21 protein-coding genes are annotated in these 26701 nt (G+C 68.2%); 11 read left to right on the top strand and 10 right to left on the bottom strand.

Features of this window, described 5'->3' with window-relative positions:
* Positions 1–8: 8 nt before the first annotated feature.
* Both ACK4ZD_RS03175 and ACK4ZD_RS03170 read right to left on the bottom strand, forming a co-directional pair.
* Positions 9–3257 (bottom strand): EAL domain-containing protein, encoded by a 3249-nt coding sequence (locus ACK4ZD_RS03175; protein ID WP_409658701.1) that lies wholly within the window; start codon positions 3255–3257, stop codon positions 9–11.
* A gap of 91 nt (positions 3258–3348) precedes the next feature.
* A complete protein-coding gene (locus ACK4ZD_RS03170; RefSeq protein ID WP_409658698.1) occupies positions 3349–4953 on the bottom strand; it encodes an ABC transporter permease in 1605 nt (534 codons plus the stop codon).
* A 170-nt stretch (positions 4954–5123) separates the two neighbouring features.
* On the opposite strand from ACK4ZD_RS03170, the gene ACK4ZD_RS03165 reads away from it, so the two are divergent.
* The 10 genes from ACK4ZD_RS03165 (at position 5124) to ACK4ZD_RS03120 (ending at position 15172) form a co-directional block, all read left to right on the top strand.
* A complete protein-coding gene (locus ACK4ZD_RS03165; RefSeq protein WP_409658695.1) occupies positions 5124–6212 on the top strand; it encodes an ABC transporter ATP-binding protein in 1089 nt (362 codons plus the stop codon).
* Between the two features lie 133 nt (positions 6213–6345).
* Positions 6346–7785: a S41 family peptidase gene (locus ACK4ZD_RS03160; RefSeq protein WP_409658692.1), complete on the top strand. Its 1440-nt coding sequence runs from the start codon at positions 6346–6348 to the stop codon at positions 7783–7785.
* A 114-nt stretch (positions 7786–7899) separates the two neighbouring features.
* Positions 7900–8688, top strand: a complete 789-nt coding sequence (locus ACK4ZD_RS03155; RefSeq protein ID WP_409658689.1) for a HesA/MoeB/ThiF family protein — start codon at positions 7900–7902, stop codon at positions 8686–8688.
* Positions 8689–8729: 41 nt separating this feature from the next.
* Positions 8730–9635, top strand: coding sequence for a TIGR00730 family Rossman fold protein (locus ACK4ZD_RS03150; protein WP_409658686.1), 906 nt, complete (start codon positions 8730–8732; stop codon positions 9633–9635).
* Between the two features lie 7 nt (positions 9636–9642).
* Positions 9643–10566, top strand: coding sequence for an arginase (gene rocF / locus ACK4ZD_RS03145; protein ID WP_409658683.1), 924 nt, complete (start codon positions 9643–9645; stop codon positions 10564–10566).
* A gap of 190 nt (positions 10567–10756) precedes the next feature.
* Entirely contained in the window at positions 10757–11512 is a 756-nt protein-coding gene (locus tag ACK4ZD_RS03140; protein ID WP_409658680.1) for a GntR family transcriptional regulator, read from the top strand.
* Positions 11513–11621: 109 nt separating this feature from the next.
* Positions 11622–12653 carry an ABC transporter substrate-binding protein gene (locus ACK4ZD_RS03135; RefSeq protein ID WP_409658766.1) on the top strand — a complete coding sequence of 344 codons (1032 nt, stop codon included), beginning with the start codon at positions 11622–11624 and terminating at the stop codon, positions 12651–12653.
* Positions 12654–12747: 94 nt separating this feature from the next.
* Entirely contained in the window at positions 12748–13542 is a 795-nt protein-coding gene (locus tag ACK4ZD_RS03130) for an ABC transporter ATP-binding protein (protein ID WP_409658677.1), read from the top strand.
* 13 nt (positions 13543–13555) lie between these two features.
* Positions 13556–14326 (top strand): ABC transporter permease, encoded by a 771-nt coding sequence (locus ACK4ZD_RS03125; RefSeq protein ID WP_409658674.1) that lies wholly within the window; start codon positions 13556–13558, stop codon positions 14324–14326.
* Between the two features lie 3 nt (positions 14327–14329).
* Positions 14330–15172, top strand: a complete 843-nt coding sequence (locus ACK4ZD_RS03120; protein WP_409658671.1) for an urease accessory protein UreD — start codon at positions 14330–14332, stop codon at positions 15170–15172.
* Positions 15173–15184: 12 nt separating this feature from the next.
* Here the strand turns inward: ACK4ZD_RS03120 and ACK4ZD_RS03115 are convergent, their stop codons facing one another.
* From ACK4ZD_RS03115 to ACK4ZD_RS03100, 4 genes are all read right to left on the bottom strand, one after another.
* Positions 15185–17749: a TRAP transporter permease gene (locus tag ACK4ZD_RS03115; RefSeq protein WP_409658668.1), complete on the bottom strand. Its 2565-nt coding sequence runs from the start codon at positions 17747–17749 to the stop codon at positions 15185–15187.
* 104 nt (positions 17750–17853) lie between these two features.
* Positions 17854–18846 (bottom strand): TAXI family TRAP transporter solute-binding subunit, encoded by a 993-nt coding sequence (locus ACK4ZD_RS03110; RefSeq protein WP_409658665.1) that lies wholly within the window; start codon positions 18844–18846, stop codon positions 17854–17856.
* Positions 18847–19018: 172 nt separating this feature from the next.
* Positions 19019–20365, bottom strand: a complete 1347-nt coding sequence (locus tag ACK4ZD_RS03105; RefSeq protein WP_409658662.1) for an aspartate aminotransferase family protein — start codon at positions 20363–20365, stop codon at positions 19019–19021.
* Positions 20366–21322, bottom strand: coding sequence for a MurR/RpiR family transcriptional regulator (locus tag ACK4ZD_RS03100; protein ID WP_409658659.1), 957 nt, complete (start codon positions 21320–21322; stop codon positions 20366–20368).
* Between the two features lie 101 nt (positions 21323–21423).
* Here ACK4ZD_RS03100 and ACK4ZD_RS03095 point away from each other — a divergent pair, with 101 nt between their 5' ends.
* Positions 21424–22335 (top strand): hypothetical protein, encoded by a 912-nt coding sequence (locus ACK4ZD_RS03095; protein ID WP_409658656.1) that lies wholly within the window; start codon positions 21424–21426, stop codon positions 22333–22335.
* On the opposite strand, the gene urtE is transcribed toward ACK4ZD_RS03095, so the two are convergent.
* From urtE to urtB, 4 genes are read right to left on the bottom strand one after another with little or no spacing between them, the layout of a single operon-like run.
* Entirely contained in the window at positions 22332–23039 is a 708-nt protein-coding gene (gene urtE, locus ACK4ZD_RS03090; RefSeq protein WP_409658653.1) for an urea ABC transporter ATP-binding subunit UrtE, read from the bottom strand. The genes ACK4ZD_RS03095 and urtE overlap by 4 nt on opposite strands.
* A gap of 2 nt (positions 23040–23041) precedes the next feature.
* The gene (gene urtD, locus ACK4ZD_RS03085) at positions 23042–23932 is read right to left on the bottom strand and encodes an urea ABC transporter ATP-binding protein UrtD (protein ID WP_409658650.1); all 891 of its coding nucleotides are present in this window, start codon (positions 23930–23932) and stop codon (positions 23042–23044) included.
* Positions 23929–25068, bottom strand: coding sequence for an urea ABC transporter permease subunit UrtC (gene urtC, locus ACK4ZD_RS03080; protein WP_409658647.1), 1140 nt, complete (start codon positions 25066–25068; stop codon positions 23929–23931). The genes urtD and urtC overlap by 4 nt, the downstream gene beginning before the upstream one ends.
* Positions 25065–26675 carry an urea ABC transporter permease subunit UrtB gene (gene urtB / locus ACK4ZD_RS03075; RefSeq protein ID WP_409658763.1) on the bottom strand — a complete coding sequence of 537 codons (1611 nt, stop codon included), beginning with the start codon at positions 26673–26675 and terminating at the stop codon, positions 25065–25067. The genes urtC and urtB overlap by 4 nt, the downstream gene beginning before the upstream one ends.
* Positions 26676–26701 lie beyond the last annotated feature (26 nt).

Below are 26701 nucleotides of genomic sequence, written 5' to 3'. Positions count from 1 at the left end.
GGGCCGAATCAATAGGATCCTGGCGGCAGGACCGGTTCCCAACGGCTCGCCTTGCGGATCAAGGCCTCGAACGCCTGGGCCGTCATCGGCCGGCCCAGGTAGTAACCCTGAGCTTCGTGGCAACCGTGCTCGCGCAGAAAGTCGAACTGCTCGCGCGTCTCCACCCCCTCGGCCACCAAGCCCACCTGCAGGGTGTGAGCCATCGCGATCACCGCGGCCGTCAGCCGCGTGTCGCTCGCCGACCCAGGCACTGCGCTCAGGAAGGAACGGTCGATCTTGAACTTGTCCACCGGCAGGTCGCGCAGGTAGGCCAGGCTCGAGTAGCCGATGCCGAAGTCGTCGATCGCGATCGAGATGCCCAGGGCCCGCAGCCGCGCCAGCACGGTGGCCGTCGACAACGTGTCGCGCACGATCGCGCTTTCGGTGATCTCCATCTCCAGCCGCGAGGCCGGCAGCGCTGCCGCCTCCAGGGCAAGCGAGACCGTGCTCAGCAGGTCATCGGCCTCGAGCTGGCGCGGCGAGAGGTTCACCGCCACGCGCAGCCGCTCGCCGGTGGTGTCCTCCCAGCGGCGCAGTTGCATGCAGGCCTCGCGCAGCACCCAGGCCCCGATCGGCACGATCAATCCCGTGTCCTCGGCCAGCACCACGAACTCACCCGGCGGCACCAGGCCCTGGCCGGGGCGCTCCCAGCGCAGCAGGGCCTCGGCCCCCACCAACGCCCCGCTGGCACAGTCGAACTGCGGCTGGTAGTACACCCGCATTTCGCCGCGGTCGAGGGCTTCGTGCAGGTCGTTTTCCATGCGCAACCGGTCGGCCGAATCGCGCGTCATGCTCTCGTCGTAGAGCTTGAAGTTGTTCCGCCCCGCCGCCTTGGCGTGGTACATCGCCGCGTCGGCCGCACGCATCAGCGTGGCCGGGTCGCTGCCCGCCTCGGGGAACGTCGCCACGCCGATGGAGGGCGTGACCCGCAGCACGTGCGGGCCCACCTGCATCGGGTCGCCCAGCGCCGCGATCATCTTGCGCGCCACCAGCTCGCAGTCGCCCACGTGCGAGACCTTGGGTAGCAGCACGACGAACTCGTCGCCGCCCATGCGTGCCACCGTGTCCGACGCTCGCACCGTAGCGTGCAGCCGCTCGGCCACGATTCTCAGAATGCCGTCGCCCACATGGTGGCCGAGCGAGTCGTTGATGTTCTTGAAGCGGTCCAGGTCGATGAACATCAGCGCCACGCAGTCGTTCTCGCGGCGCGCCCGCGTGAGGGCCGCACTCAGGCGCTCCTGCAGCAGCACGCGGTTGGGCAGGCCGGTCAGCGCGTCGTGGTGCGCCATGTGGCGGATGTGCTCCTCGGCACGTTTGCGCTCGGTCACGTCATAGGAGATGCCCAGGTAGCCCGCCGGTTCGCCGGCCTCGTTGCTCAGCGTGGTCATCACCAGGATCACCGGCGTGCGACGCCCGTCCTTGCGGATGCAGGTCCATTCGCGCTCATCGGGACGTCCCCGCCGCGCTCGGGCCATGAACACCTCCACGCCGGCGGGCACCGGCTCGCCCAGCTCGGCGCTGAGCTGGGCCGCTCGCAGCGTCATCTCCTGGGGATCGTGGTAGATGGCCGGCGTGGCCCGCCCGACCAGCTCATCGGCGCTGTAACCCAGCAGCATCTCGGCCGCCGGGTTCATCGCCTGGATCACGCCGCGCAGGTCCAGCGCCACGATCGCAAAGGGGGCGCTGTCGTAGATCGTGCGCCGCAGCGCGTCGGCGCGGCGCAACTGGCGCTGCGACTCCTCGATCGCCAACTCGGTGGCACGCCGCTCGCTGATGTCGCGCAGCATCGCCACGCTGTGTGGCTGACCATCGAGCTGCACGTCGCTGACGGCCAGCTCCAGCGGGAAGAGCAGCCCGTCGCGTCGCAGACCGGTCACCTCGCGCACCGGACCGGCCGCCCAGGCCAGCGCCGGGCCCGCCCCCTCGCGGGCCGTCTCGGCCGGTGGCAGCAACTCGTTGACACTGGCACCGCGCAGCTCGGCCTCGGTGGCCCCGAACATGCGCGCCGCCGCCGCGTTGACGTCGACGATGCGGCCCTCGCGATCGAAGGTGATGATGCCGTCGATGGTGCCGTCGATCACGTTGCGCAGCCGCGCCTCGCTCTCCTTGGCCTGGCGGCTCAGATGCTGGGCCAGCGCGGTGGCCCGCGTGTAGCGCCCGGCAAACACGCGCAGGGCCATCCACAGCATGATCGAACCGGCCAGCCCGCCAAGCAGCACGGTGAGCGGATAGGCCTCGGCACGCGGGTCCGTCGGCCGGCGCGTGATCACCACCTCCCACATCCGCCCGCCCACGGCCTTCACGTTGATGCGCTGATCCTCGGGATTCACGTTCTCGGGCAGCTCATAGGGATAGGACCAGACCTCGTGGCCCTGCAGCACCATCGAGCGTTCCTCCACCGGCTGCCCGCTGCGATAGCCTTCGTCTCCGATGTCAGTGATGCGCACGTGGTAGCGGCTCGCATCGTGCTCGACCAGCGCATAGCGCAGCAGGTCGGCCGAACGCAGCACGATGCTGAGCTGCCCCGTGTGGACCGGCTCGCGCGCAGCGCCGCCCGGTTCCTCTGCGGGGGCGAACAGCGCCGAGCGGATCACGAAACCGCGGGTGGGCACCGCCCCTTGCAGCAGCGTCAGCGGGGCCGACAGGGCGGGTCGGCGCGTGTCACGGGCCCGCTCGAGCGCCGCGCGCCGTGCCGGCTCGGCCGCCTGGTCGTGGCCGAACACGGTCTCGTTGCCTTCCATCGGCTCGTTGTAGAGCACCGGGAAGTACTCCTCCCGGTCGCCCGGCGGGTGGATGCGGAAGTCCGGATACCCCTGGGGCCGCAGGCTGGTGTCGGCACGCACCGAGGCCTCGAAGCGCTCCCGATCCGCGCGGGTCACGCGCGGGGCGTACTGCACCGCCTGAAGCGCCGGGTAGCGGTCCAGCGCCCGCAGCGAACGGAAATGCTCGTGGAACTCACGCCGGCTCACATGGTGGCTGGCCTCGAACAGCGCCGACAGGCTGCCGGCCAGGTCCATGTAGCGCTCCAACGAGTCCACGATGCGCGCCACCTTCTCGCTGGCCAGCGCGTCGAAGCGGCGGTCCTGGGCCTCGCGCAGGGCCTCGGCGCTCTGATGCCAGCCGTAGACGCTGGCAGCCATGCCCAGCACCAGCACCACGTCGGCCAGGCGCCGGTACAGCAACGGGCGCTCGGGTGGGTGGGGCAGGGAGAGATCCATCGGTCGGGTGTGTGGGGCAGGCTGCGCATGCTACCGTGCCTGCCCGCATCGCGCGCGCCCGCCGCCCCGAGTCCGTCGGCTTCGAGACCTTTCAACCACGCTGGCGCAGCGCGCGCGACAGCAGGATCACCGGCACCAGCCCCACCAGCACGATGGCCAGCGAGGGCAAGGCCGCCTCGCCCAGGCGCTCGTCCTTGGCCATCTGATAGGCGATCACCGCCAGAGTGTCGCTGTTGAAAGGCCGCAACACATAAGTGGCCGGCAGCTCCTTCATCACATCGACGAAGACCAGCAGCGCCGCCGCCAGCGCCGAGCGCCGCAGCAGCGGCAGGTGCACCCGGCCCAGCAGCCGCCAGCGGGTGGCCCCCAGCATGCGCGCCGACTCGTCCAGCGTCCCCGGAATGCGGGCGTAGCCCGACTCCACCGACTGCAGCGCTACCGCCGAGAAGCGCACGAGATAGGCATAGAGCAGCCCCAGCGCCGTGCCGGTGACCAGGGCCGTGGCCCCGGTGTCGGGCCAGCGCGCCTGCACCCAGCCGGCCGGCAGCAGGATGCCCACGGCGATCACCGCCCCGGGCACGGCATAGCCCAGCGACACCACCCGGGCCGCGGCCCGCAGACCGGGGCCGGGCCGCTCACGCAGCGCAAAGGCCAGCGCCAGCGCCAGCCCCACGGCCACCAAGGCCGCCCAGGCGGCCAGCCGCAAGCTCGTCCAGCCCCATTGCGCGAAGCGCGCCCAAGGGATCCCCACGTCGGCATAGCGCGCTTCCTGCCACAGCAGGTGCAGCAGCACCAGCACAGGCAGCACGAAACCCAGCAGCACGGGCAGCGCACACACGGCCCAGGCCAGGGCGGCGCGGCCGCCGCGCAACGCGATCGGGCGGGCCTCCTGCCCCTGGGCCGCCCCCGGCCGGGCGGTGGCAAAGCGCAGCCGCCGCTGGGCCCGGTGCTCTAGCCACAGCAGCACGGCCACCACCAGCAGCAGCACGGTGGCCAACTGGGCCGCCGCCACCCGATCGCCCATCGACAGCCAGGCCCGGTAGATGCCCGTGGTGAAGGTGTGTAGGCCAAAGTAGGACACCACGCCGAAATCGGCCAGGGTCTCCATGAGCGCCAAAGCGACGCCGGCGGCCAGGGCCGGACGGGCCAGCGGCAGGGCCACGGTGCGCACCCGCCGGGCCACCCCGGCCCCCAGCAGGCGAGCTGCCTCCATCAGCTGCACCCCGCGTTCGGCCAGCGCCGCGCGCGTCAGGAGATAGACATACGGGTACAGGCAGAAGACAAACATGAGCACCGCACCCCACAGGCTGCGCACATCGGGCAACAAGCGCTGCGTCGAGCCGCTCCAGGCCCGCCAGGCGGTCTCCAGCGGCCCGCCGTACTGCAGGAAGTCGGTGTAGGCATAGGCCAGCACATAGGCGGGCATCGCCAGCGGCAGCAGCAGGGCCCACTCGAACGTGCGCCGGCCCGGAAAGTCGAAGAGCGTCACGGCCGCCGCCGTGAGCCCGCCCACCGCCGCCACCCCGGCCGCCACCAGCAGCGACAGCCACAGCGAGGTCCAGGCATAGCCGGGCAGGACGGTGGCCGCCTGGTGCCGCAGCACCTCGAGGCTGGCGGCGTCGAAGCCCAGCCAGGAGCCGAAGATCGCCAGCACCGGCAGGGCCAGCACCAGGGTCACGAAGGTCAGCAGTCGCATGGCAGGAGGCGCAGGCCGGGCCGGCCGGGCCGAGCCCGCCGACGGTCCTGACCTGCGTCAGGCCGGAATGCGAAAGGGAATCATTTGTTTTGCAGGCTCTATCATAGGGGCTGTCCGGCCCGACCCTTGTGCCCTCCCGGCCAGCCCTCGCGACGCCGTCCGCCAACCCCATGTTTCTCGACATCCAGCAGCTTTGCGTGCGCTATGCCGGCGCACAGGCCTCCCATCCTGCCGTGCACGAGGTCAGCCTGGCCCTGCCGCAGGGGGAGATCGGCGCCCTGATCGGCCCCTCGGGCTGCGGCAAGACCTCGATGCTGCGCGCCATCGCAGGGCTGGAGCGCATCGCCGGCGGGCGCATCGCCATCGGCGAGCAGGTGCTCAGCGCCGCCCAGCCCGGACAGCCCGAGGTCCACCTGCCGCCCGAGCAGCGGCGCATCGGCATGGTGTTCCAGGACTACGCCCTCTTTCCCCACCTCAGCGTGAGCGAGAACGTGGCTTTCGGGATCGCCCACCGCCCGCGCCGCGAACGCGAGGCCCGTGTGGCCGAGATGCTGGAACTCGTCGGGCTGGGCCCGGTGGCCGCGCGCTACCCCCACCAGCTCTCGGGCGGCCAGCAGCAACGCATCGCGCTGGCCCGGGCGCTGGCCCCCGCCCCGCGCCTGCTGCTGCTGGACGAGCCCTTCTCGAACCTGGACATCGACCTGCGCGAACGCCTCGCCCAGGAGGTGCGTGCCATCTTGAAGCGCTCCGGTACCACCGCCTTGCTCGTCACCCATGACCAGATGGAGGCCTTCGCGGTGGCCGACCTGATCGGCGTGATGCACCAAGGCCGGCTCGAGCAGTGGGACACCGCCTATCAGCTCTACCATCGTCCAGCCACCCGCTTCGTGGCCGACTTCATCGGCCACGGCGTGTTCACCCCGGCCCGCATCGTCCTGCGGCCCGACGGCCCCGTGGTGCGCACCCCGCTGGGCGACCTGGTCGACTTGGAAGAGTGCCCCCTGCCCAATGCCTATCCGGGCGGCGAATGCGACGTGCTGCTGCGCGCCGACGACATCGTCCACGACGACGACGCCCCGGTGAAGGCGCGCATCGAGCGCAAGGCCTTTCGCGGCTCGGAATTCCTCTACACCCTCAGGCTGGCCAGCGGAGAGACCATCCTGGCCCACGTGCCGTCGCACCACGACCACGCCATAGGCGACTGGGTGGGCATCCGCCCCGAGGTCGACCATGTCGTGACCTTTCCCCGCCAAACTTGAGGGAATCCGAGGGATTTGCACCTGCAACTTTCCTGACCCTGCGAGCGTCGAAGCCGACGGGCTCACCCTATACTGAACGTTGGTGATGCCGCATGCCGGCAGCACCGTTTCGCCGGAAAGGACCACGTACGTCATGGGTGCCAAATTCAAGATCGCAGGCTGGGTGGCCATCGGTGCCCTGGCCGGTGCCCTCACCACCCTGCAGCTGCAGGCCACGGCGCGCAACTCACTCGCGCCGCTGCCGCTGGAAGAGATGCAGCAGCTCGCCGCCGTGTTTGGGATGATCAAGTCGGACTATGTTGAGCCGGTCGACGAGAAGAAGCTCATCACCGACGCCATTGGCGGCATGGTCTCCGGCCTGGACCCGCACTCCCAGTACTTCGACAAGAAGAGCTTCAAGGAATTCCGCGAGGGCACGAGCGGCCGCTTCGTGGGCGTAGGCATCGAGATCGGCATGGAAGACGGCCTGGTTCGCGTGGTCTCGCCGATCGAGGGCTCGCCCGCCTTCCGCGCCGGCCTGAAGACCGGGGATCTGATCACCCGCATCGACGACACCCCGGTCAAGGGCATGACCATCGACCAGGCCGTCAAGCGCATCCGCGGCGAACCCAACACCAAGGTGATCCTGACGATCTTCCGTAAAAGCGAAAGCCGCACCTTCCCGGTGACGATCACTCGCGAGGAAATCCGCGTGCAAAGCGTGCGCGGGCGCATCGTCGAGCCTGGCTACGCTTGGCTTCGCATCAGCCAATTCCAAGACCGCACCATTGAAGACTTCGCCCGCAAGCTCGAAGAGCTATTCAAGGCCGAGCCGAACATGAAGGGTCTGGTGCTCGACCTGCGCAACGATCCGGGCGGCCTGCTCGAAGGAGCCGTCGCGGTGTCGGCGGCCTTCCTGCCACGCGATGCCATCGTGGTCACCACCAACGGTCAGATCCCCGAGTCCAAGGCCACCTTCAAGGCCAGCCCGGAGTACTACGTCCGCCGCGGGGGCCACGACCCGCTGCGCCGCCTGCCCGAGGCGGTCAAGTCCGTGCCGCTGGTGGTGTTGGTCAATGAAGGCTCGGCCTCGGCCAGCGAGATCGTCGCCGGCGCCCTGCAAGACCACAAACGCGCGATCATCATGGGCTCTCAGACCTTCGGAAAAGGCTCGGTGCAGACGGTGCGCCAGCTCACGGCGGACACTGCGCTCAAGCTCACGACCGCGCGCTACTACACCCCAGCGGGCCGCTCCATCCAGGCCACAGGCATCGTCCCCGACCTGATGATCGACGAGACCGCCGAGGGCAACGTGTTCAGCGCCCTGCGCACCCGGGAGGCCGACCTCACGCGCCATCTCGAAAACGGCAACGGCGACAAGGATCCGGCGCGCGCCAAGGCCCGCGAGGAAGCGCTCAAGCGCCTGGAGGAGGAAGCCGCCAAGCAAGGCCAGACGCCTCAGCGGACGCTGCCCGAATTCGGCAGCGCCGAGGACTTCCAGCTCCAGCAGGCCCTCAATCGCCTCAAGGGGCAGCCGGTGAGGGTGTCCAAGACCCTGACAGAGCGCAAGCCCGAGGAAGCCAAGGCCAACTGAGCCCTCTCGAAGCACCGCGCACGCGGGGGCAGCCCGACGTCGCCTTGCGCACGCTGCAGCGCCCCTTCCCCCCCAGCCCGCCACCCGCGGGCGTTATCCCCTTATGCTGGCTGCATGAATGACGACCAGCTCCTGCGCTACAGCCGCCACATCCTGCTCGACGAGCTCGGCGTGGAAGGCCAACGGCGCCTGCTCGACAGCCATGCGCTGGTGATCGGCGCGGGCGGTCTGGGCTCGCCGGTGGCCTACTACCTGGGCACGGCCGGCGTGGGCCGCCTCACCGTGGTCGACCACGACACCGTGGATCTCACCAACCTGCAGCGCCAGATCATTCACGACCTTTCCCGCCTGGGACAGCCCAAAGCGACGTCGGCGGCGCAGCGCATCGCGGCGATCAATCCCGAGGTGCAGGTGCAGGCCCTGTGCGAGCGTGCCGACGAAGCGCGCCTGCACCAACTCGTCGCCACCGCCGACGTGGTGCTCGACTGCTCCGACAATTTCGCCACCCGCCACGCCCTCAACCGGGCCTGCGTCGCCCATGGCAAGCCGTTGGTGGCCGGGGCGGCCATCCGCTTCGACGGCCAGATCTCGGTGTATGACCCGCGCGATGCAGCCAGCCCCTGCTATGCCTGCGTGTTCCCGCCCGAGCACTCCTTCGAGGAAGTGCGCTGCGCCACGATGGGGGTGTTCGCGCCGCTGGTGGGCATCATCGGCAGCATGCAGGCGGCCGAGGCGCTCAAGCTGCTGGCCGGGGTGGGACGCTCACTGGCCGGGCGCCTGCAAATGCTCGATGCCCGTCGCATGGAATGGACCGAGATCCACATCGCGCGCCACCCCGACTGCCCCGTGTGCCGTGCGCGGCCAACGGGGTCATTGCCCGCAGCCGGGGCGGGCATCGGCTAAGCTGTCGGGCCCTTTGTCCCACGAGACCAGACGAGCCCGGCATGGACGACAAGCGCCAGGAACTCACCGCCCGCAACTTCCCCACGGCCCACGACGATGCCGCTGCGGCCGCCAGCTTGCCTCGTTACGGAGGCCCCCAAAGCGCGTACCGCCTGGCCTTCACCGACGAAGATTTCCTGCTGCGCGAAGAATTGCGCCCGGTGCGCATGCAGCTCGAGCTGCTCAAACCCGAACTGGTCCAGAAGCAGCACGGCATCGAATCGACGATCGTCATCTTCGGCAGTGCCCGCATCTTGCCCGCCGAGGCGGCCCAGCAAGCTCTGGAACAGGCCCAGCGCAGCGGGGAGCCTCACGCCGTCGCGCGTGCCCAGTCGCGGCTGCGCATGTCGCGCTACTACGAAGAGGCCCGCCGCTTCGCCGCGCTCGTCACCGAAGCCTCCCGTCGCCTGGATCCGCCGATCTATGTCGTTACCGGGGGCGGCCCCGGCATCATGGAGGCCGGCAACCGCGGAGCCCACGAAGCCGGCGGCAAGAGCATCGGCCTGAACATCGTGCTGCCGCACGAGCAGGAGCCCAACCCCTACATCACCCCCGAACTGTGCTTTCTGTTCCACTACTTTGGCCTGCGCAAGATGCACTTCTTGATGCGTGCCATCGCGCTGGTGTGCTTCCCGGGCGGCTTCGGCACCTTGGATGAGCTCTTCGAGGTGCTGACCCTGGTGCAAACGCGCAAGAGCCGCAAGCGCCCGGTGCTGCTGTTCGGCCGGGAGTTTTGGAGCCGCCTCATCAACTTCGACGTGCTCGTCGAGGAAGGCATGATTGCGCCCGAGGACATGCACTTGTTTCAGTACGTAGAGACGGCCGAAGAAGCCTGGCAGGCCATCGCCGACGCCTACGCCTTGGATGCGCCGCAAAGCACCAGCGGTGCTTATGCTGACGATTTCTGATTCGACCATGCAGCGTTCGCCCATCCCCGTGAGCCTCATCGGCGCCCCCACCGACGTGGGCGCCGGCATGCGCGGAGCCTCCATGGGCCCCGAAGCCCTGCGCGTGGCCCAATTGCAACCGGTGCTCGAGGCACAGGGCTGTGAAGTCGTCGACCGGGGCAACCTGGCCGGCCCGCCCAACCCTTGGCAGCCCCCGGTGGACGGCTACCGGCATCTCGACGAGGTGGTCGCCTGGAACCAGGCCGTGCATGAAGCCGTACATGCCGAGTTGCGGCAGGGCCGCCTGCCCATCTTGCTGGGGGGGGATCACTGCCTGGGCATCGGCTCGATCAGTGCGGTGGCGAGGCACTGCCGTGAGGCAGGCAAGAAGCTGCGCGTGCTCTGGCTCGACGCGCACGCCGACTTCAATACCAACACGCTCACGCCCACCGGCAACGTGCACGGCATGCCCGTGGCCGTGCTGTGCGGCCACGGGCCGCAAGCCCTCACCCATCTGGGCGGCCAGTGCCCGGCCATCCGCCCGCAGATGGTGCGCCAGATTGGCATCCGCAGCGTAGACGCTGGTGAAAAGCACTTCGTGCACGCCGAGAACCTCGAAGTCTTCGACATGCGCTACATCGACGAGATGGGCATGCGCCACACGATGGAGATGGCCCTGGCCCTGCTCGATGCGCAGACCCACCTGCACGTGAGCTTCGATGTCGACTTCCTCGACCCCGACGTCGCTCCGGGGGTGGGTACCACCGTGCGCGGCGGTCCCAGCTACCGCGAGGCTCAGTTGTGCATGGAAATGATCGCCGACACCGGCCGGCTGGGATCCCTCGACGTGGTGGAGCTCAACCCGGCGCTCGATGTGCGCAACCAGACGGCCGAGGTGGCCGTCGAGCTCATCGCTAGCCTGTTCGGCAAGTCCACGCTGATGCGGCGTTGAGCCCGGGGCTCGCTCCACCGGCGCCCCCGCTGCGAACTCCAGCCCCTGCGCGGATGCGCCAGTGTAAGCACCGCTCCCATGCCGTCGCCAATGGTGTATACAGTAGCGTGCACGCCACCGTTTCACCATGTCACGCACCCCTACCGCTCCGCTTGCCTCCCGTCGTCGCCCGGCGCGACGGACGGCGCCTTTGACGGACGCGCCGCTGGACCTGCTGGCCCCGGCCGCACCGGCCCGCCCACAGCGTCGGCCTGGCCGGGCCGACGCCGCAGCTGGCAATGCCACCGAACGCATCGTCACCGCCATCACGGCCGCGATCGTCGAACGCCGGCTCATGCCCGGCACCAAGCTGGCCGAGCAGAAGATCGCCGACATCTTCCAGGTCTCGCGCACCCTGGTGCGCCAGGCCCTCAACCAGCTCAGCCGCGACAAGCTCGTCACCCTGGAGCCTGCCCGGGGCGCCTTCGTGGCCCAGCCCAGCGTCCAGGAGGCCCGCCAGGTCTTCGAGGTCCGCCAGATGATCGAGTCGGCCATGATCAAACGGCTGGCCGCCTCGATCACGCCGGCCCAGGTCGCTGAGTTGCGCGAGCACCTGAAGGCCGAACAAGCCGCTGTACAACGCACCGACGTGCCCGGGCGCACCCATCTGCTGGCCGACTTCCACGTGGTGCTGGCGCGCATGCTCGGCAACGAGGTGCTGGCCGAGATGCTGCGCGACCTGGTCTCGCGCAGCTCGCTGATCTCACTGATGTACCAGTCCTCCCTGTCGGCCGAACAGTCGCAGGCCGAGCACGTGGCCATCGTCGATGCCCTGGAGCGCGGCGATGCCCGGGCCGCCACGAAGCTGATGCTCGAGCACCTGGACAGCGTGGAGCGCAACCTGAGGCTGCATCCGCGTGTGGACGACCTGGCCACCGCGCTGCGGCCGCTCGCGACCAACCCATGAATGCCCCGATGCAGGGATCCGCACCGATCCTTAAGCTGTGCACGAAACTTGCTCCAGCCGTCCCACCCTCTAGTCGGAGACCCCCCCCATGACCCCACGCCATCCCTGCATCATCAAGCGCCGCTTCCTGGGTACCGTCGCCGCCCTGACGCTGGCAGCGGCCGCCCCGTTCGTCCAGGCCCAGGACACCCCCATCAAGTTCCAGCTCGACTGGCGCTTCGAGGGCCCCTCGGCCTTCTTCCTGTGGCCGGTGGCCAAGGGGCACTTCAAGGCTGAGAAGCTCAACGTCACCATCGATGCCGGCAACGGCTCGGGCAATGCCGTCAACCGCGTGGCCTCAGGCACCTACGACATGGGCTTTGCCGACATCGCCGCGCTGATGGAATTCCATGCCAACAACCCCACCGCCCCGAACAAGCCGGTGGCGGTGATGATGGTCTACAACAACACCCCGGCGGCGGTGTTCTCGTTGAAGAAGACCGGTATCAAGACCCCGGGCGACCTGACCGGCAAGAAACTCGGCGCCCCGGTGTTCGACGCCGGCCGCCGTGCCTTCCCCATCTTCCAGAAGGCCAACCAGGTCGGCAGCGTCAACTGGATCAGCATGGACCCGCCACTGCGCGAGACCATGCTCGCACGTGGTGACGTGGACGCGATCACCGGCTTCTACTTCACCTCGCTGCTCAACCTGGAGGCGCGCGGTGTCAAGCCCGAGGACATCCACGTGATGCCCTATCCGCAGTACGGCGTGAAGCTCTACGGCAACGCCATCATCGCTTCAGAGGAGTTCGTCAAGAAAAATCCCGAGGCGGTCAAGGCTTTCCTGCGCGCCTTCACCAAAGCCGCCCGGGAGGTGCTGGCCAACCCCAAGGCAGCGATCGACGTGGTCAAGGAGCGTGACGGCATCATCAACACCGCCCTGGAGGAGCGCCGCCTGCGCCTGGCCATCACCTCGTCCATCGTCACCGACGATGCACGTGCCGACGGCTTCGGCGACGTGAGCAAGCCGCGCCTGGCGCTGATGGCCAGCCAGGTGGGCGATGCCTTCAACACCAAGACGCGCGTGGACCCCGACGCGGTGTGGAATGGCAGCTTCCTGCCCGCGGCCGCAGAGCGCGCCATCTTCCCCGCGAAGAAGTGATCCCCGGCGCCGGGCGCCCCGCGGCGGGCGCCCGGTCGCGTGCCCCTTTCTCCCCCAACCGGGCCCTTCCCCTGGCGGCAGGGTCCCCCAGCGCATGGACGCCTTCGTCGATTTCAAGAATGTCTGGCTCGCCTACAACGACGAGCTGCTCGCCCAGAACCAGTTTGCCGTCGAGGACATCTCGCTGCAGGTGCGCGAGGGTGAGTTCATCGCCATCGTGGGCCCCTCGGGCTGCGGCAAGTCCACCTTCATGAAGCTGGCCACCGGTCTGAAACGCCCCTCGCGGGGCAGCATCGTGATCGGAGGCGAACCGGTCACCGGCCCGCTGAAGATCACCGGCATGGCCTTCCAGGCGCCCTCGCTGCTGCCCTGGCGCACCACGGTGGACAACGTGCTGCTGCCGCTGGAGATCGTCGAGCCCTACCGATCGAACTTCAAGGCCAGGCGCGACGAATACGAGAACAAGGCGCGTCGCCTGCTGCAAAGCGTCGGCCTGGGCGGCTACGAGGACAAGTACCCCTGGCAGCTCTCCGGTGGCATGCAGCAGCGCGCCTCGATCTGCCGGGCCCTGATCCACGAGCCGCGCATGCTGCTGCTCGACGAACCCTTCGGAGCACTCGACGCCTTCACCCGCGAAGAACTGTGGAACACCCTGCGCGACCTGTGGACCGAACAGCGCTTCAACGTCATCCTCGTCACCCATGACCTGCGCGAAGCGGTGTATCTCGCCGACACCGTCTACGTAATGAGCAAGAGTCCGGGGCGCATCCTCGCCCGACGCGAGATCGACCTGCCCCGCCCGCGCGACCTGGAAGTCACCTACACCCCGGCCTTCTCCGAGATCGTCCACGAACTGCGCGAGCGCATCGGCGCGATCCGCCGCCACTGATGTCTGCCCTCTCATGAGCAAGAACAAGCAACTCGAACGCCTCGCCCCGTGGGTGCTGCTGGTGGCCCTGCTGGTGCTGTGGGAAGCCCTCTGCCGGGGCCTGGCCATCTCGGAATTCATCTTTCCCAGCCCGTCGCGCATCTGGGAGCAGATGGTCGAATACCGCAGCATCATCGTGCAGCACTCCTGGCGCACCTTCTGGGTCACGCTGGCGGGCTTCGGCCTGGCGATCGCCGTGGGTGTGCTCCTGGGCTTCATCGTGGGCAGCTCGCGCCTGGCCTATGCCGCGATGTATCCGTTGATGACAGCCTTCAATGCCCTGCCCAAGGCCGCCTTCGTGCCCATCCTGGTGGTGTGGTTCGGCATCGGCATCGGCCCGGCCATCCTGACCGCCTTCCTGATCTCGTTCTTCCCCATCACGGTGAACATCGCCACGGGCCTGGCCACGCTGGAGCCCGAGCTGGAAGACGTGCTGCGCGTGCTGGGCGCGCGCCGCTGGGACGTGCTCGTCAAGGTGGGCCTGCCGCGCTCCATGCCCTACTTCTTCGCCTCGCTGAAGGTGGCGATCACGCTGGCCTTCGTGGGCACCACGGTGTCGGAGATGCAGGCCTCGAACGAGGGCATCGGCTACCTGCTGGTCTCGGCCGGTTCGGCCATGCAGATGGGCCTGGCCTTCGCGGGCCTGGTGGCCGTGGGCGTCATGGCGATGCTGATGTACGAGTTCTTCTCGTGGATCGAAAAGCGCACCACGGGCTGGGCGCACCGCGGCTCGCAAAGCGTCTGACGCATGGGCTGGCACGGCCATCTGACTCTGAACTACCGCCACGAGGCGCCCCGCACCCTCGTGCACGACCGCCACGAGGGTCCGTTGCGGGTGCTGGCCAGCCTGCATCCGGAAGGACCGGGCATCTGCCACAACGTGCTCGTGCACCCGCCCGGGGGCATCGTGGGGGGCGACCGGCTGGACATCGTCGTGGACGTGGCGCACAAGGCGCATGCGTTGATCACCACCCCGGGCGCCACGCGCTTCTACCGCAGCGCGGGCGAGACGGCCGAGCAGCACCTCGTGGCACGGGTGGCCGAGGGCGCGCGGCTGGAATGGCTCCCGCTGGAGACCATCGCCTACAGCGGCACGCGCGCCCTCAACCACTTGCGTTTCGAGCTGGCTTCGGGAGCCGAGATGATCGGCTGGGATCTGCTGGCCCTGGGTCTGCCGGCCTCGAATGAGCCGTTCGTACGGGGGCGCTTCGAGCAGCAAATCGACCTGCCGGGGTTGTGGCTGGAGCGCGGCGTGCTCGATGCGGACGACCCGCATACGTCGCGGCTGCTCGACAGCCCCCTGGGTTGGGGCGGGCGGCGTGTGCTGGCCACGATGTGGTGGGCCAGCGGTCGCCCGATGGAGGCAGCGCAGCGCGAAACGCTGCTGGGGCTGGCGCGCGAATGCATCGACGCTTCAGCCGTGTTGGCAGACCACGCCGGCGTCACCAGCCCCGACAAACGCCTGATCGTGCTGAGGGCGTTGGCCGCACGCACCGAATCGGTCCAGGGTCTGCTGCTCTCCGTGTGGTCGGCCTGGCGGCAGGCCGCCTGGCGAATCGTCGCCTGCCCGCCGAGGGTCTGGCGGACCTGAAGTCCGCCCCCGTTACTTGCCGCGCTTTTCGCGCAACCGCTGGCTGAACCAGACGAAGGCGAGCAAGGCCAGGGCCGGCAGGTAGACCCAGTGCTGGGACGGCCGGTCGGTGGGCACCTTCACGGCATCCACTTCCCAGCCGGGCTCGAAGCCGCTCTTGCGGGCGCGGCTGCCGAAGCGCACGTTGGCGACCTGGACGGATTCGCCCAGCGCCACCACCGTCAATCCCGCATCGGTGAGGCGCTTGCGTCCGTCGCCGGGTTCACCCAACTGCACGGCCACGGTCTTGCGTTTGTCCTCTCCTTCGATGTCCTGCCCCTTGATGACCAGGACCAGGCGATCGTTCTCGCCGAGTTCGCCGGCCACCTTGAAGATCTCGGATGCCGGCGCTTCCTGGTAGGGTTCGTAGAGCTTGTCCATGAACCAGTCTGGACGGAACAGGGCGAAGGTCGCCACCAGCAGCAGCACGATCTCCCACCAGGTGCAGCGGATGCGAAACCAGCCCATGGTCGCGGCGGCAAACGCCAGAGACGCAATGGTGGCGGCCACGGCCACCAGTGCCACCTCCCACCAGCCGTGCACGTCGATCAGCAGCAAGGCCGGGTTGAAGACGAAGACGAAGGGCAGCACCACGGTCCGCAACGCGTACACCGACCCCTGGATGCCTGTCTTGATCGCGTCCTCGCCGGAGATGGCCGCGGCGGCGAAGGAAGCCAGACCGACCGGAGGCGTGATGTCGCCCATGATCCCGTAGTAGAAGACGAACAGGTGCACCGCGATCAGCGGGATCACCAGCCCCGATTGCGCACCGAGCTCGACGATGACGGGCGCCATCAGCGAGGCCACCAGGATGTAGTTGGCCGTGGTCGGCACCCCCAGTCCGAGCACCAGGCACACGAAGGCGGTGAACAGCAGCATCACGATCACATTGCCCTGGGACACGACCTCGACGAAGTCCGTCATGCGCAGGCCCAGGCCGGTCAACGTGATGCCGCCGACGATGATGCCGGCGGTGGCCGTGGCGATCCCGATGCCGATCATGTTGCGGCTGCCGTCGTTGAGGGCGCCGATCACCTCGCGCATGCCTGCCACCCAGGCCGCCCCGATCTCGCCCTGGCCGCGGAACCAGCGCATCAGCGGACGCTGGGTGAGCATCAGCACCGCCAGTGTGACCGTGGCCCAGAAGGCCGACAGCGAAGGTGACAGCTCCTCGATCATCAGGCACCAGATCAGCACGCCGATGGGGATGAGGAAATGCAGGCCGGAGCGCACCGTGGGCCAGGCGGCCGGCAGCACGGGGTTCTCGACGTCGATGTCGTCCGGCAGGTCCGGATGACGGCTGGCCACGCGCAGCAGCCAGACATAGACGATGAACAGCGCCGCGCTGAGCACCCACACGGCCGCCTCGCCCATCAGGGCCTTGGCGCCCAGCGCCACCCAGTAGATGAGGCTGCACACCACGATGGTGCCCGAGATGCCCAACCCCCAGCTCGTCAGCGCCTGGCTGACGGTGCGCTGGCGCACCTGGGCCATGGGCTGCAGGCCCAGGCGCAGCGCCTCCAGGTGGACGATGTAGAACAGCGCGATATAGGAGATCGCGGCCGGCAGGAAGGCATGCTTGATGATCTCGGTGTAGGGGATGCCGACGTATTCCACCATCAGGAAGGCGGCTGCCCCCATGACCGGCGGCATGATCTGGCCATTGACCGAGGACGCCGTCTCGATCGCGCCGGCCTTCACGCCACCGTAGCCGGCCTTCTTCATCAGGGGAATGGTGAAGATGCCGCCCGAGACGACATTGGACACTGAAGAGCCCGAGATCAGTCCATTGAGGCCCGACGACACCACGGCCACCTTGGCGGGCCCACCGCGCAGGTGTCCGAGCAGGGCAAAGGACACCTGCATCATGTAGTTGCCCGCGCCCGCCCGATCCAGCAAGGCGCCGAAGAGCACGAAGATGAAAATGTAGGCCACCGACACGCCCAGCGCCACACCATACACCCCTTCGGTGGTGAGCCACATGTGCGAGGCGATGCGCTGCAGCGAGGCGCCCTTGTGCGAGATCACCTCGGGCATGTAGGGGCCGAGGAAGGTGTAGGCGAGGAAGATCAGCGCCAGGACGGCCATCGGCAGGCCCACGGCACGGCGCGTGGCTTCCAGCAGCAGCACGATGCCGACCGTGGCGGTCACGATGTCCATGGAGGTGGGCTGCCCTGGCCTTTGGGCCAGCTGGTCGTAGAAGAGCAGCAAATAGGCACCACAGAAGCCCGCCACCAGGGCCAGCCCCCAGTCCAGCAGCGAGATGCGGTCACGCGCCGAGCGCTTCGTGGCCGGGTAGGCCAGGAAGGCCAGGAACAGGGCCAATCCCAGATGCAGGGCCCGTGCCTCGGTGTCGTTGAGCAAGCCGATGCCCAGGCTGAAGGGCAGCGGCGAGGCATACCAGACCTGGAACAGGGCCCAGACCAGGGCCCCGATGAACAAGACTGTCCCACCCAGTCCTCCGGCCTTGCGCGCGCCGGTATCGGCCTGTGCCACCAAGTCCTGCAGTTCGGGAGATGCTTTGTCGATATCGCTCATGAAGGACCTGCCTTCCTGTCGTCTTGGATGCAGTCGCTGTGAAAGCCAAAAGGCGGGTGGGCTTTGCATCCCACCCGCCTTTGCCGGCATTCAGGTCTGGTGGATTACTTCATCCAGCCCTTTTCCTTGTAGTAGCGCACCGCACCCTCGTGCAGCGGCGCCGACAGGCCGTTCTTGATCATCTCTTCGGGCTTCAGGTTGGCCAGCGCCGGGTGGAGCTTCTTGAAGTCCTCGAAATTCTCGAACACGGCCTTGACCACCTGGTAGATGGTTTCGGCCGGCACCTTGGACGAGCTGACGAAGGTCGCCAGCACGCCGTAGGTCTGCGTGGCCTGCGGGTTGTTGGGGTACAGGCCCGCCGGGATGGTGGCCTTGGCGTAGTAGGGCTTGTCGGCCACCAGCTTGTCGATCGCCGGACCGGTCAGCGAGACGAGTTTGGCGCCGCAGGTCGTCGTCGGATCCTGGATGTTGGCAGAGGGGTGGCCCACGGCGTAGAAGAAGCCGTCGATCTTGCCGTCGCACAACGCAGGCCCGTGCTCGTCAGCCTTCAGCTCGGCCGCCAGGCCGAAGTCGCTCAGCTTCCAGCCCATGGCACCCAGCAGCTCCTCCATCGACGCGCGCGTCCCGGACCCCGGGTTGCCGACGTTGAAGCGCTTGCCCTTGAGGTCTTCGAACTTCGTGATGTTCGCTTCCTTGCGCGTCACCACGGTGAAGGGCTCGGGGTGCAGCGAGAACACGGCCCGCAGGTCGGCGTAGGCACCGGCATCCTTGAACTGGGCCACGCCCTTGACGGCGTTGAACTGCACATCGCTTTGGGCAACGCCCATGTCGAGTTCACCGGCCTTGATCGTGTTGATGTTGAAGACCGAACCGCCCGTCGATTCGACCGAGCAGCGGATGCCGTGCTGGGCACGGTCCTTGTTGACCAGGCGGCAGATGGCGCCGCCGGCAGCGTAATAGACACCCGTCACCCCGCCGGTGCCGATGGTGACGAACTTCTGCTGGGCCATGGCCGAGCCGAAAGGCAGCGACAGCGACACCAGGGCCGCAGCCGCCAGCAGCCGGCGCAGGGGCTTGACTTGGGAGAGGGGACTCACTTCGACCTCCTGTGACGTTGGGGAAGAATGAAAGGGCGGCAGCTTACCGCAAGCTCCTGCACATGTGCGATATCGGATACCGCGTACGGGATTTCCCGGCACGCAAACGACGTGCCCAACCCTAGCACCAACGGGTCGGGGCAGCACCCCCGGAAACCCCCAGAGCACGCGGTCATATCCGCACGGACGCCACGGCCGCATCAATGGCCTGGGCCAGCCGATCGACGATCGCATCGAGCTCGTCATCGCTGACGATGAAGGGGGGGGCCAGCAGCACGTGGTCCCCCAGGCGTCCATCGATCGTGCCGCCCATGGGGTAGACCATCAGGCCGCGGGCCATCGCCTCGCGCTTGATGCGCGCGTGGAGCTGCACGGCGGGGTCGAAAGGCTCCCGGGTGGCGCGGTCGCGTACCAGCTCGATGCCGCGGAACAGGCCGCGTCCGCGCAGATCGCCCACGTGCGGATGCTCGCCCAGGCGATCCTGCAAGCGGCGCGCCAGCCCCTCGCCCTGGCGGCGGCAGGCCTCCAGCAAGCCGTCGCGGCGGATCACCTGCTGCACTGCCAGCGCCGCCGCGCAGGCCACGGCGTGGCCGATGTAGGTGTGGCCGTGCTGGAACAGCCCACTGCCCTTGGCGAACGTCTCGACCACGCGCCGCTGCGCCAGCACCGCGCCGATGGGCTGGTAGCCCCCACCCAGGCCCTTGGCAATGGTCATCAGGTCGGGCACCACCCCCTCCTGCTCGCAGGCGTGCAAGGTGCCAGTGCGGCCCATGCCGCACATCACCTCATCGAGAATGAGCAGGATGCCGTGGCGGTCGCACAGCTCGCGCACCCCCTTCAGGTAACCCGGCACCGGCGTCAATGCCCCCGCGGTGGCCCCCACCACCGTCTCGGCCACGAAGGCGATGACGTTCTCGCCGCCCAGGCGGTCGATGGCCTGCGCCAGTTCCTTCACCAGGCGCTGCCCGTACTGCTCGGCCGTCTCGCCGGGTTGCCGGTCGCGGTACTCGTAGCAGGGCGACACGTGGGTCACGTCCATCAGCAGGGGCGCAAACTGGGCGCGGCGCCACTGGTTGCCGCCTACGGCCAGCGCCCCCAGGGTGTTGCCATGGTAGCTCTGGCGGCGGGCGATGAAGTGCCGCCGCTGTCCTTGGCCGATCTCGACGAAGTACTGTCGCGCCATCTTCAGCGCCGCCTCCACCGCTTCGGAGCCGCCCGAGACGAAATAGGCATGGCTCATGCCGGCCGGTGCGTAGGCGATGAGATCATCGGCCAGGGCCTCGGCCACCTCGGTGGTGAAGAAGCTGGTGTGGGCGTAGGCGATGCGGTCGATCTGGGCATGCATGGCGGCCAGCACATCCGGGTGGCCGTGCCCCAGACAGGACACGGCGGCTCCGCCCGAGGCGTCGATGTACTGACGGCCCAGGCGGTCGGTGATGATCACCCCGCGGGCCGCCACGGCAACGGGCAGGGCGGCATGCAGATGGCGGTGGAAGACGTGGGTGGTCTGCGGGTTCATTCAGGATTTCTCCGGACGGACGGCTGGGTGCACCGGCCGCTCCCAGTAGGCCTTGCGGGCCTGCAGGAGGGCCTGGCGCCGGGCCAGGTGGTCGACGACATCGGCCCCCCCCTGCGCTGCGACGGCGGCGACGAGGGCCTCGGCCAGCGCCTGGGCCCCCGTCATCGACTGAAAAAAGGACGGCGAGGTCGCCGAGAACAGCAAGGCCTGCCGCGCGCCGCGTGCGATCGGGGACAGCGCGCTGTCGGTCAGGGCGAGCACCGGGACGCCGGCCTGCACGGCCCGCTGCACAGCCTCGACCGTCTCGCGGGTGTAGGGGGCTTGGCTCACGGCCACGAGCAAGTCGCGGGCTCCGAGGAGATCGAGCTGCTCGACCAGACCCGCGGCCGGATCGTGCAGCAGCCGTCCCCTGCCGCACAGCAGGCCGAAGGTGTAGTGCAAGTGGTAGGCGATCCCGAAGCTGGCACGCAGGCCCAGGAACGCCACCTGGCGGCTTCGCAGCATCAGCCGGGCCGCAGCCTCGATCCGGCCAGGGGCGTTGAGTTCGGTGCACGAGCGCACATCGGCCACCTGGGCCTCGTTCAAATCCGTCAACAGCGAATGCCGGGCCGCCGCCGCGCGTTGCGCGCGGTCCAGATAGGCGGACGGTTCCTCGGCCTGCCGGGCCAAGGCCCGCCGGAAGGGCTCACGCAAGGCCTCGAAGCCAGGCAGACCCAACTGACGCGCCAGCCGGGTCATCGTGGCCGCTGACACGCCAGCCTGCCGGGCGCTGGCGCGCATCGACTGCAGGCCCAAGGACGCCCCGTGCCGGACGACCCAACGCGCGGCCCGGCGCAGCTCGGGGCTGAGGCACTCGAAATGCCGCTCGATCAAGGCGTAGACGTCCTGGGGCTCCATCGGGGGCGCATCCCCGCCGGTGTGTCGGCGCAAAGCGGGGGTTTGGAACAGATGTTTCATAGTATGCCATTTGAACCATCTGTTTCACACAAACCCCTCCAAGGTCTGCGGAACCCTACACTGAGGTCTTAGAGCGTCCGAGCTTTCACATCGTGCAGCCCATGCCCTCCCCTCTTCCGTCCTCCGACAGGCCGCCTTCGACCTGGATCCTCTGGCGCGAGCGCCTGCGGCGCCGTGCCCTGCGCAGCATCAAGCGGCTCGTGCGCCCCTGGTGGATGCAACGCCTGGCGCGGCGCAACCTGGAATCCCGCGAGAGCCTTCTGGATCCGGCCGGTCCAGTGGTATCGCTCACGAGCTTCGGGCCGCGCCTGGCCAGCGTGCACTACACGATCGAAAGCATCGGTGCGGGCACGCTCAAGCCTTCGCGTCTGGTGCTGTGGCTGGAGCACGATCTGATCGAAGCCGGCCTGCCCGAAACCTTGCAGCGCCTGCAGGCCCGCGGGCTGGAGGTGCGTGGCACCGAGGACTACGGCCCGCACAAGAAGTACCTGCCGCAAGTCCTCTCCGAACCCCACCCCACCCGGCCGCTGGTGACGGCCGATGACGACGTGCTGTATCCGCGCGACTGGTTGGCCGAGCTGATGCGCGCCCACGAACGGATGCCCGAGGTGATCGTCTGCTTCCGCGCCCACCGCATCGCCTTCGATGCACAAGGCCAGCTACTGCCTTATGCCCAGTGGCCCCCCTGCGAGGACACCCGCCCGGATCACCGCCACTTTCTCACCGGCGTCTCGGGCGTGCTCTATCCGGTGCGCATGCAGCTTGCGCTGCGCGAACGGGGCCTCGCATTCCAGACGTGCTGCCCGCGCGCCGACGACATCTGGCTCAACGCCACGGCCTTGCGCACCGGCGTGCCGGTGGCGCAGATCACACCCGTGGGCCGCACCTTCTTCGAGATCCCTGGCACCCGCAGCCACGGGCTGGCGCGTAGCAACGTGCAAGGCGGCGGCAACGACGCGCAGCTGCGAGCCACCTTCAAGCCCGAAGAATTGGCGAGGCTGCGCCGGCCCTAGATGGACATGCGCTGGCGCACGCCGTCGGCCTCCATGCCGGCGCCGCGGCCCTGCATCACCACCTCGCCGCGTTCCATCAGGAGGTACTGGTCGGCCAGTTCGGCCGCGAAGTCGTAGTACTGCTCCACCAGCACGATGGCCATGGGCGGGTGGCCGTCCATGCCGGTGTCGGCCAGCCTGCGGATGACGCGGCCGATGTCTTTGATGATGGACGGCTGGATGCCCTCGGTCGGTTCATCCAGGATCAAGAGCTTGGGGCCTGCCGCCAGAGCGCGGGCGATGGCCAGTTGCTGCTGTTGCCCCCCCGAGAGGTCGCCACCGCGCCGGTGCAGCATCTGCTTGAGCACCGGAAACAGCTCGAAGAGCTGGGGGAGGATGGGCGTGCGCGCGCTCTTGTAGGCCAGGCCCATGCGCAGATTCTCTTCCACCGTGAGGCGGCTGAAAATCTCGCGGCCCTGGGGCACGTAGCCCATGCCCTTGCGCGCCCGCTCGTAGGGGGTGTCGTTCGTGATGGCCTGGCCGTCCAGCATGATCGTTCCCGCCTTGACCGGCACCACGCCCATCAGGCTCTTGAGCAGCGTGGTCTTGCCCACGCCGTTGCGGCCGAGGATCACCGTGACCTCTCCCGCCTTCGCTTCGAAGCCGACGTTGCGCAAAATGTGCGAGCCGCCGTAGTACTGGTGGATTCCTTCGACCTTCAGCATGTTCAGCGCCCCAGATAGACTTCGACGACCTTGTCGTTGGCCTGCACCTGCGCCAGCGAGCCTTCGGCCAGCACGCGGCCTTCGTGCAACACGGTCACCTTCTTGGCCGGGTTGTCGCGTGTGAGGTCGTGGATGAACTTCATGTCGTGCTCGACCACCACCAGAGAGTGACTGCCCTCCAGCGACAGAAAGAGTTCGGCGGTGCGCTCGGTCTCCTCGTCGGTCATGCCGGCCACGGGTTCATCCAGCAGCAGCAGCTTGGGGTCCTGCATCAGCAGCATGCCGATCTCCAGCCATTGCTTCTGGCCGTGCGACAGCAGCCCCGCCGTGCGCTGGGCGCAGTCGCGCAGGTGGATGAGCGCCAGGATCTCGGCGATGCGGTCGAGCTGTTCACCCGAGAGGCGGAAGAACATCGAGGCGCGCACGCCCCGGTCGGCGCGCAGGGCGAGTTCCAGGTTCTCGAACACGCTCAGATGCTCGTAGACCGTGGGCTTCTGAAACTTGCGGCCGATGCCGATGGCGGCGATCTCGCTTTCGCGCAGGCGCAGCAGATCGATGGTGGAGCCGAAAAAGGCACGACCGGCATCCGGTCGAGTCTTGCCGGTGATGACGTCCATCATCGTGGTCTTGCCGGCCCCATTGGGGCCAATGATGCAGCGCAGTTCGCCGGCGGTGATGCTCAGCGAAAGCTGGTTGAGCGCACGGAAGCCGTCGAAGCTGACGGTGATGTCGTCGAGGTAGAGAATGGCGCCGTGGGCCAGGTCCACCTCGCCTTCGCGCACCACGCGGCCATAGCTGGCATCGCGCCCGCCCGAGCCGTCGATGGGGCCGCGTGAGCGCCGCAGATGTTCTTCGCGGGTGCGTGCGCCCGCCTCCATCAGGTCGGGGGTCATGCGCGGTCCTCCGTGTGCTTGCGACGCCCGCGCAGCAGGCCGACGATGCCATGAGGCAGGAAGAGTGTCACCCCGATGAACAACGCCCCGAGGAAGTAGAGCCAGAACTCGGGGAAGGCCACGGTGAACCAGCTCTTGGCCCCGTTGACGAAGAAGGCACCGATGATGGGGCCGATCAGCGTGGCACGCCCACCAACCGCCGTCCAGATGGCGATCTCGATGCTGGCCGCCGGCGACATCTCGCTGGGATTGATGATGCCCACCTGCGGCACGTACAGGGCCCCGGCCACGCCGCACATCATGGCCGACAGCGTCCAGATCGACAGCTTGTAGCCCAGCGGGTTGTAGCCGGTGAACATCACGCGCGACTCGGCGTCGCGCACGGCCTGCAGCACGCGGCCGTACTTGCTGTTCACGATCCAGCGCCCCAGCAGGAAGAAGCCGATCAGCGTGAAGCCCGTGATCGCGAACAGCGTCACCCGCATTCCCGAGGTGGCGATCGGAACGTCGAGAATGCGTTTGAAGTCGGTGAAGCCGTTGTTGCCGCCGAAGCCGGTCTCGTTGCGGAAGAAGAGCAGCATGGCGGCAAACGTCATCGCCTGCGTGATGATGGAAAAGTACACGCCCTTGATGCGCGAGCGGAAGGCAAAGTAGCCGAACACGAAGGCCAGCCCGCCCGGCACGGCCACGACGAGCACGAGCGTGGCCAGGAATGAGTCGCTCAAGGCCCAGTGCCAGGGCAGCTCCTTCCAGTCGAGGAAGACCATGAAGTCGGGCAGTTCCGACTTGTAGTGCCCGTCGGTGCCGATCTGGCGCATGAGGTACATGCCCATCACATAGCCGCCCAGCGCAAAGAATAGGCCGTGGCCCAGCGAGAGGATGCCGGTGTAGCCCCAGATCAGGTCCATGGCCAACGCACAGATGGCGTAGCACATGATCTTGCCGAACAGGCTCACGTGGTAGTCGCTCAGATGCCAGGCGCTATCGGCCGGCACGGCGAGGTTGAGCAGCGGCACCAACACGCCCACGCACAGTGCCGCCGACATCACCGCCGCCCAACCCCGGGGCCCCAGCAGCAGGCCTCGGCGCGGCATGAGATCGAGGCTCGCAGCGCCCCCTGTCATTGCAGCGCTCATGCCTCGGCACTCCTTCCCTTCAGTGCAAACAACCCTTGCGGCCGCTTTTGAATGAAGGCCACGATGAGCAACAGCACCGCGATCTTGGCCAGCACCGCACCCTGCCAGCCTTCCAGCAGCTTGTTGAGAACCCCCAGGCCCATGGCGGCGTACACCGTGCCGGCCAGCTGCCCCACGCCGCCGGTGACCACCACCAGGAAAGAATCCACGATGTAGCTCTGACCCAGGTCCGGCCCTACATTGCCCACCTGCGACAGCGCGCAGCCGGCCAGGCCGGCAATGCCCGCCCCCAGCGCGAAGGCATAGGTGTCGATCCGCGCGGTGTTCACGCCCATGCACGCCGCCATGGGCCGGTTCTGAGTGACACCGCGCACGAACAGGCCCAGGCGCGTGCGGGCAATGATCGAGGCCACGATCACCAGCACCAAAGCAGCGAACACGATGATGGCAACGCGGTTGTAAGGCAACGTGAGGTTGGGCATGAGCGCCACCCCCCCGCTCAGCCACGTCGGGTTGTCCACCTGCACGTTCTGCGCGCCAAAGAGCGAGCGCACCGCCTGAATGAGGATCAGGCTGATGCCCCAGGTGGCCAGCAGGGTTTCCAATGGGCGGCCATAGAGCCAGCGGATCACGCTGCGCTCGAGCATCACGCCCACCAGCGCCGAGGCGAGGAAAGCCGCCGGCAACGCCGCCAGCACATACCAGTCGAACCACCCCGGCAGATGCGTGCGAAAGAGGTTTTGCACCACGTAGGTGGCGTAGGCCCCGATCATCATCATCTCGCCATGGGCCATGTTGATCACGCCCATCAGGCCGTAGGTGATGGCCAGGCCCAGGGCCACCAGCAGCAGGATGCTGCCCAGGCTCACGCCGCTGAACAGCACGCCGGCGCGCTCGCCCCAGGCCAGGCGGTTGTCCACGGCCAACAGCGATTTCTTCAGCGCCGCACGCACCTGGGCGTCGGACTCGGCGAGGCTGTCGCCCTCCTGTGCCAGCCGTTCGCGTAACAACGCACGCACGGCGGGCTGGTTGCTGCGGCCCAGCAGATGGGCTGCCTGAAGCCGCAGCGCCGGGTCGTCAGCCCTGATCAGGGCCGTGGCCCTCAAAACCTGCAGTTGCTCGCGCAGGCCGGCATCGGTCTCACGCTCCAGCCCCTTCTCGATCAGCGGGAGCTGCTCCTCGTCCAGTGTGTCGCGCTGCATCTGCGCGATGGCTTGAGCGCGCACTGCCGGGTCGTCCGAGAAGAGCTTGAGCGCGGCCAGAGCCGCCTGCAGCGCCCGGCGAATCCGGTTGCTGTTGACCACTTCCTCGGCGTTCTCAGGCAGGTTGGCCGGCTCGCCCGTGACCGCGTTGCGCACGGTGTTGCCGCGCACGATGAAGACCTGGCCGTCGCCGGCGGTGCGTACCTCGTCGGCCAGCAAAGCCTCGATGTACGGGCCCAGTGCGGGGTCGCCCGTGGCGGCCGCCTGGCTGAGCGCCTCGAGACGCTCGTCGCTGTCGCCCAGGGCCAGGATCCGGATGTGCTCTGGGCTCAGGGCCGCTGCCGGGCCCGCCAGCACCCAGGCCAGGACGGCCAGGGCGAAGCGCAGGATCCCCCATCGTGTCATCGAGCTCACGGGTGCGTCCTCGAATG

Source organism: Caldimonas sp., assembly GCF_046291045.1.
Lineage (GTDB): Bacteria > Pseudomonadota > Gammaproteobacteria > Burkholderiales > Burkholderiaceae_C > Caldimonas.
This window is presented reverse-complemented; position numbering and strand designations above follow the sequence as displayed.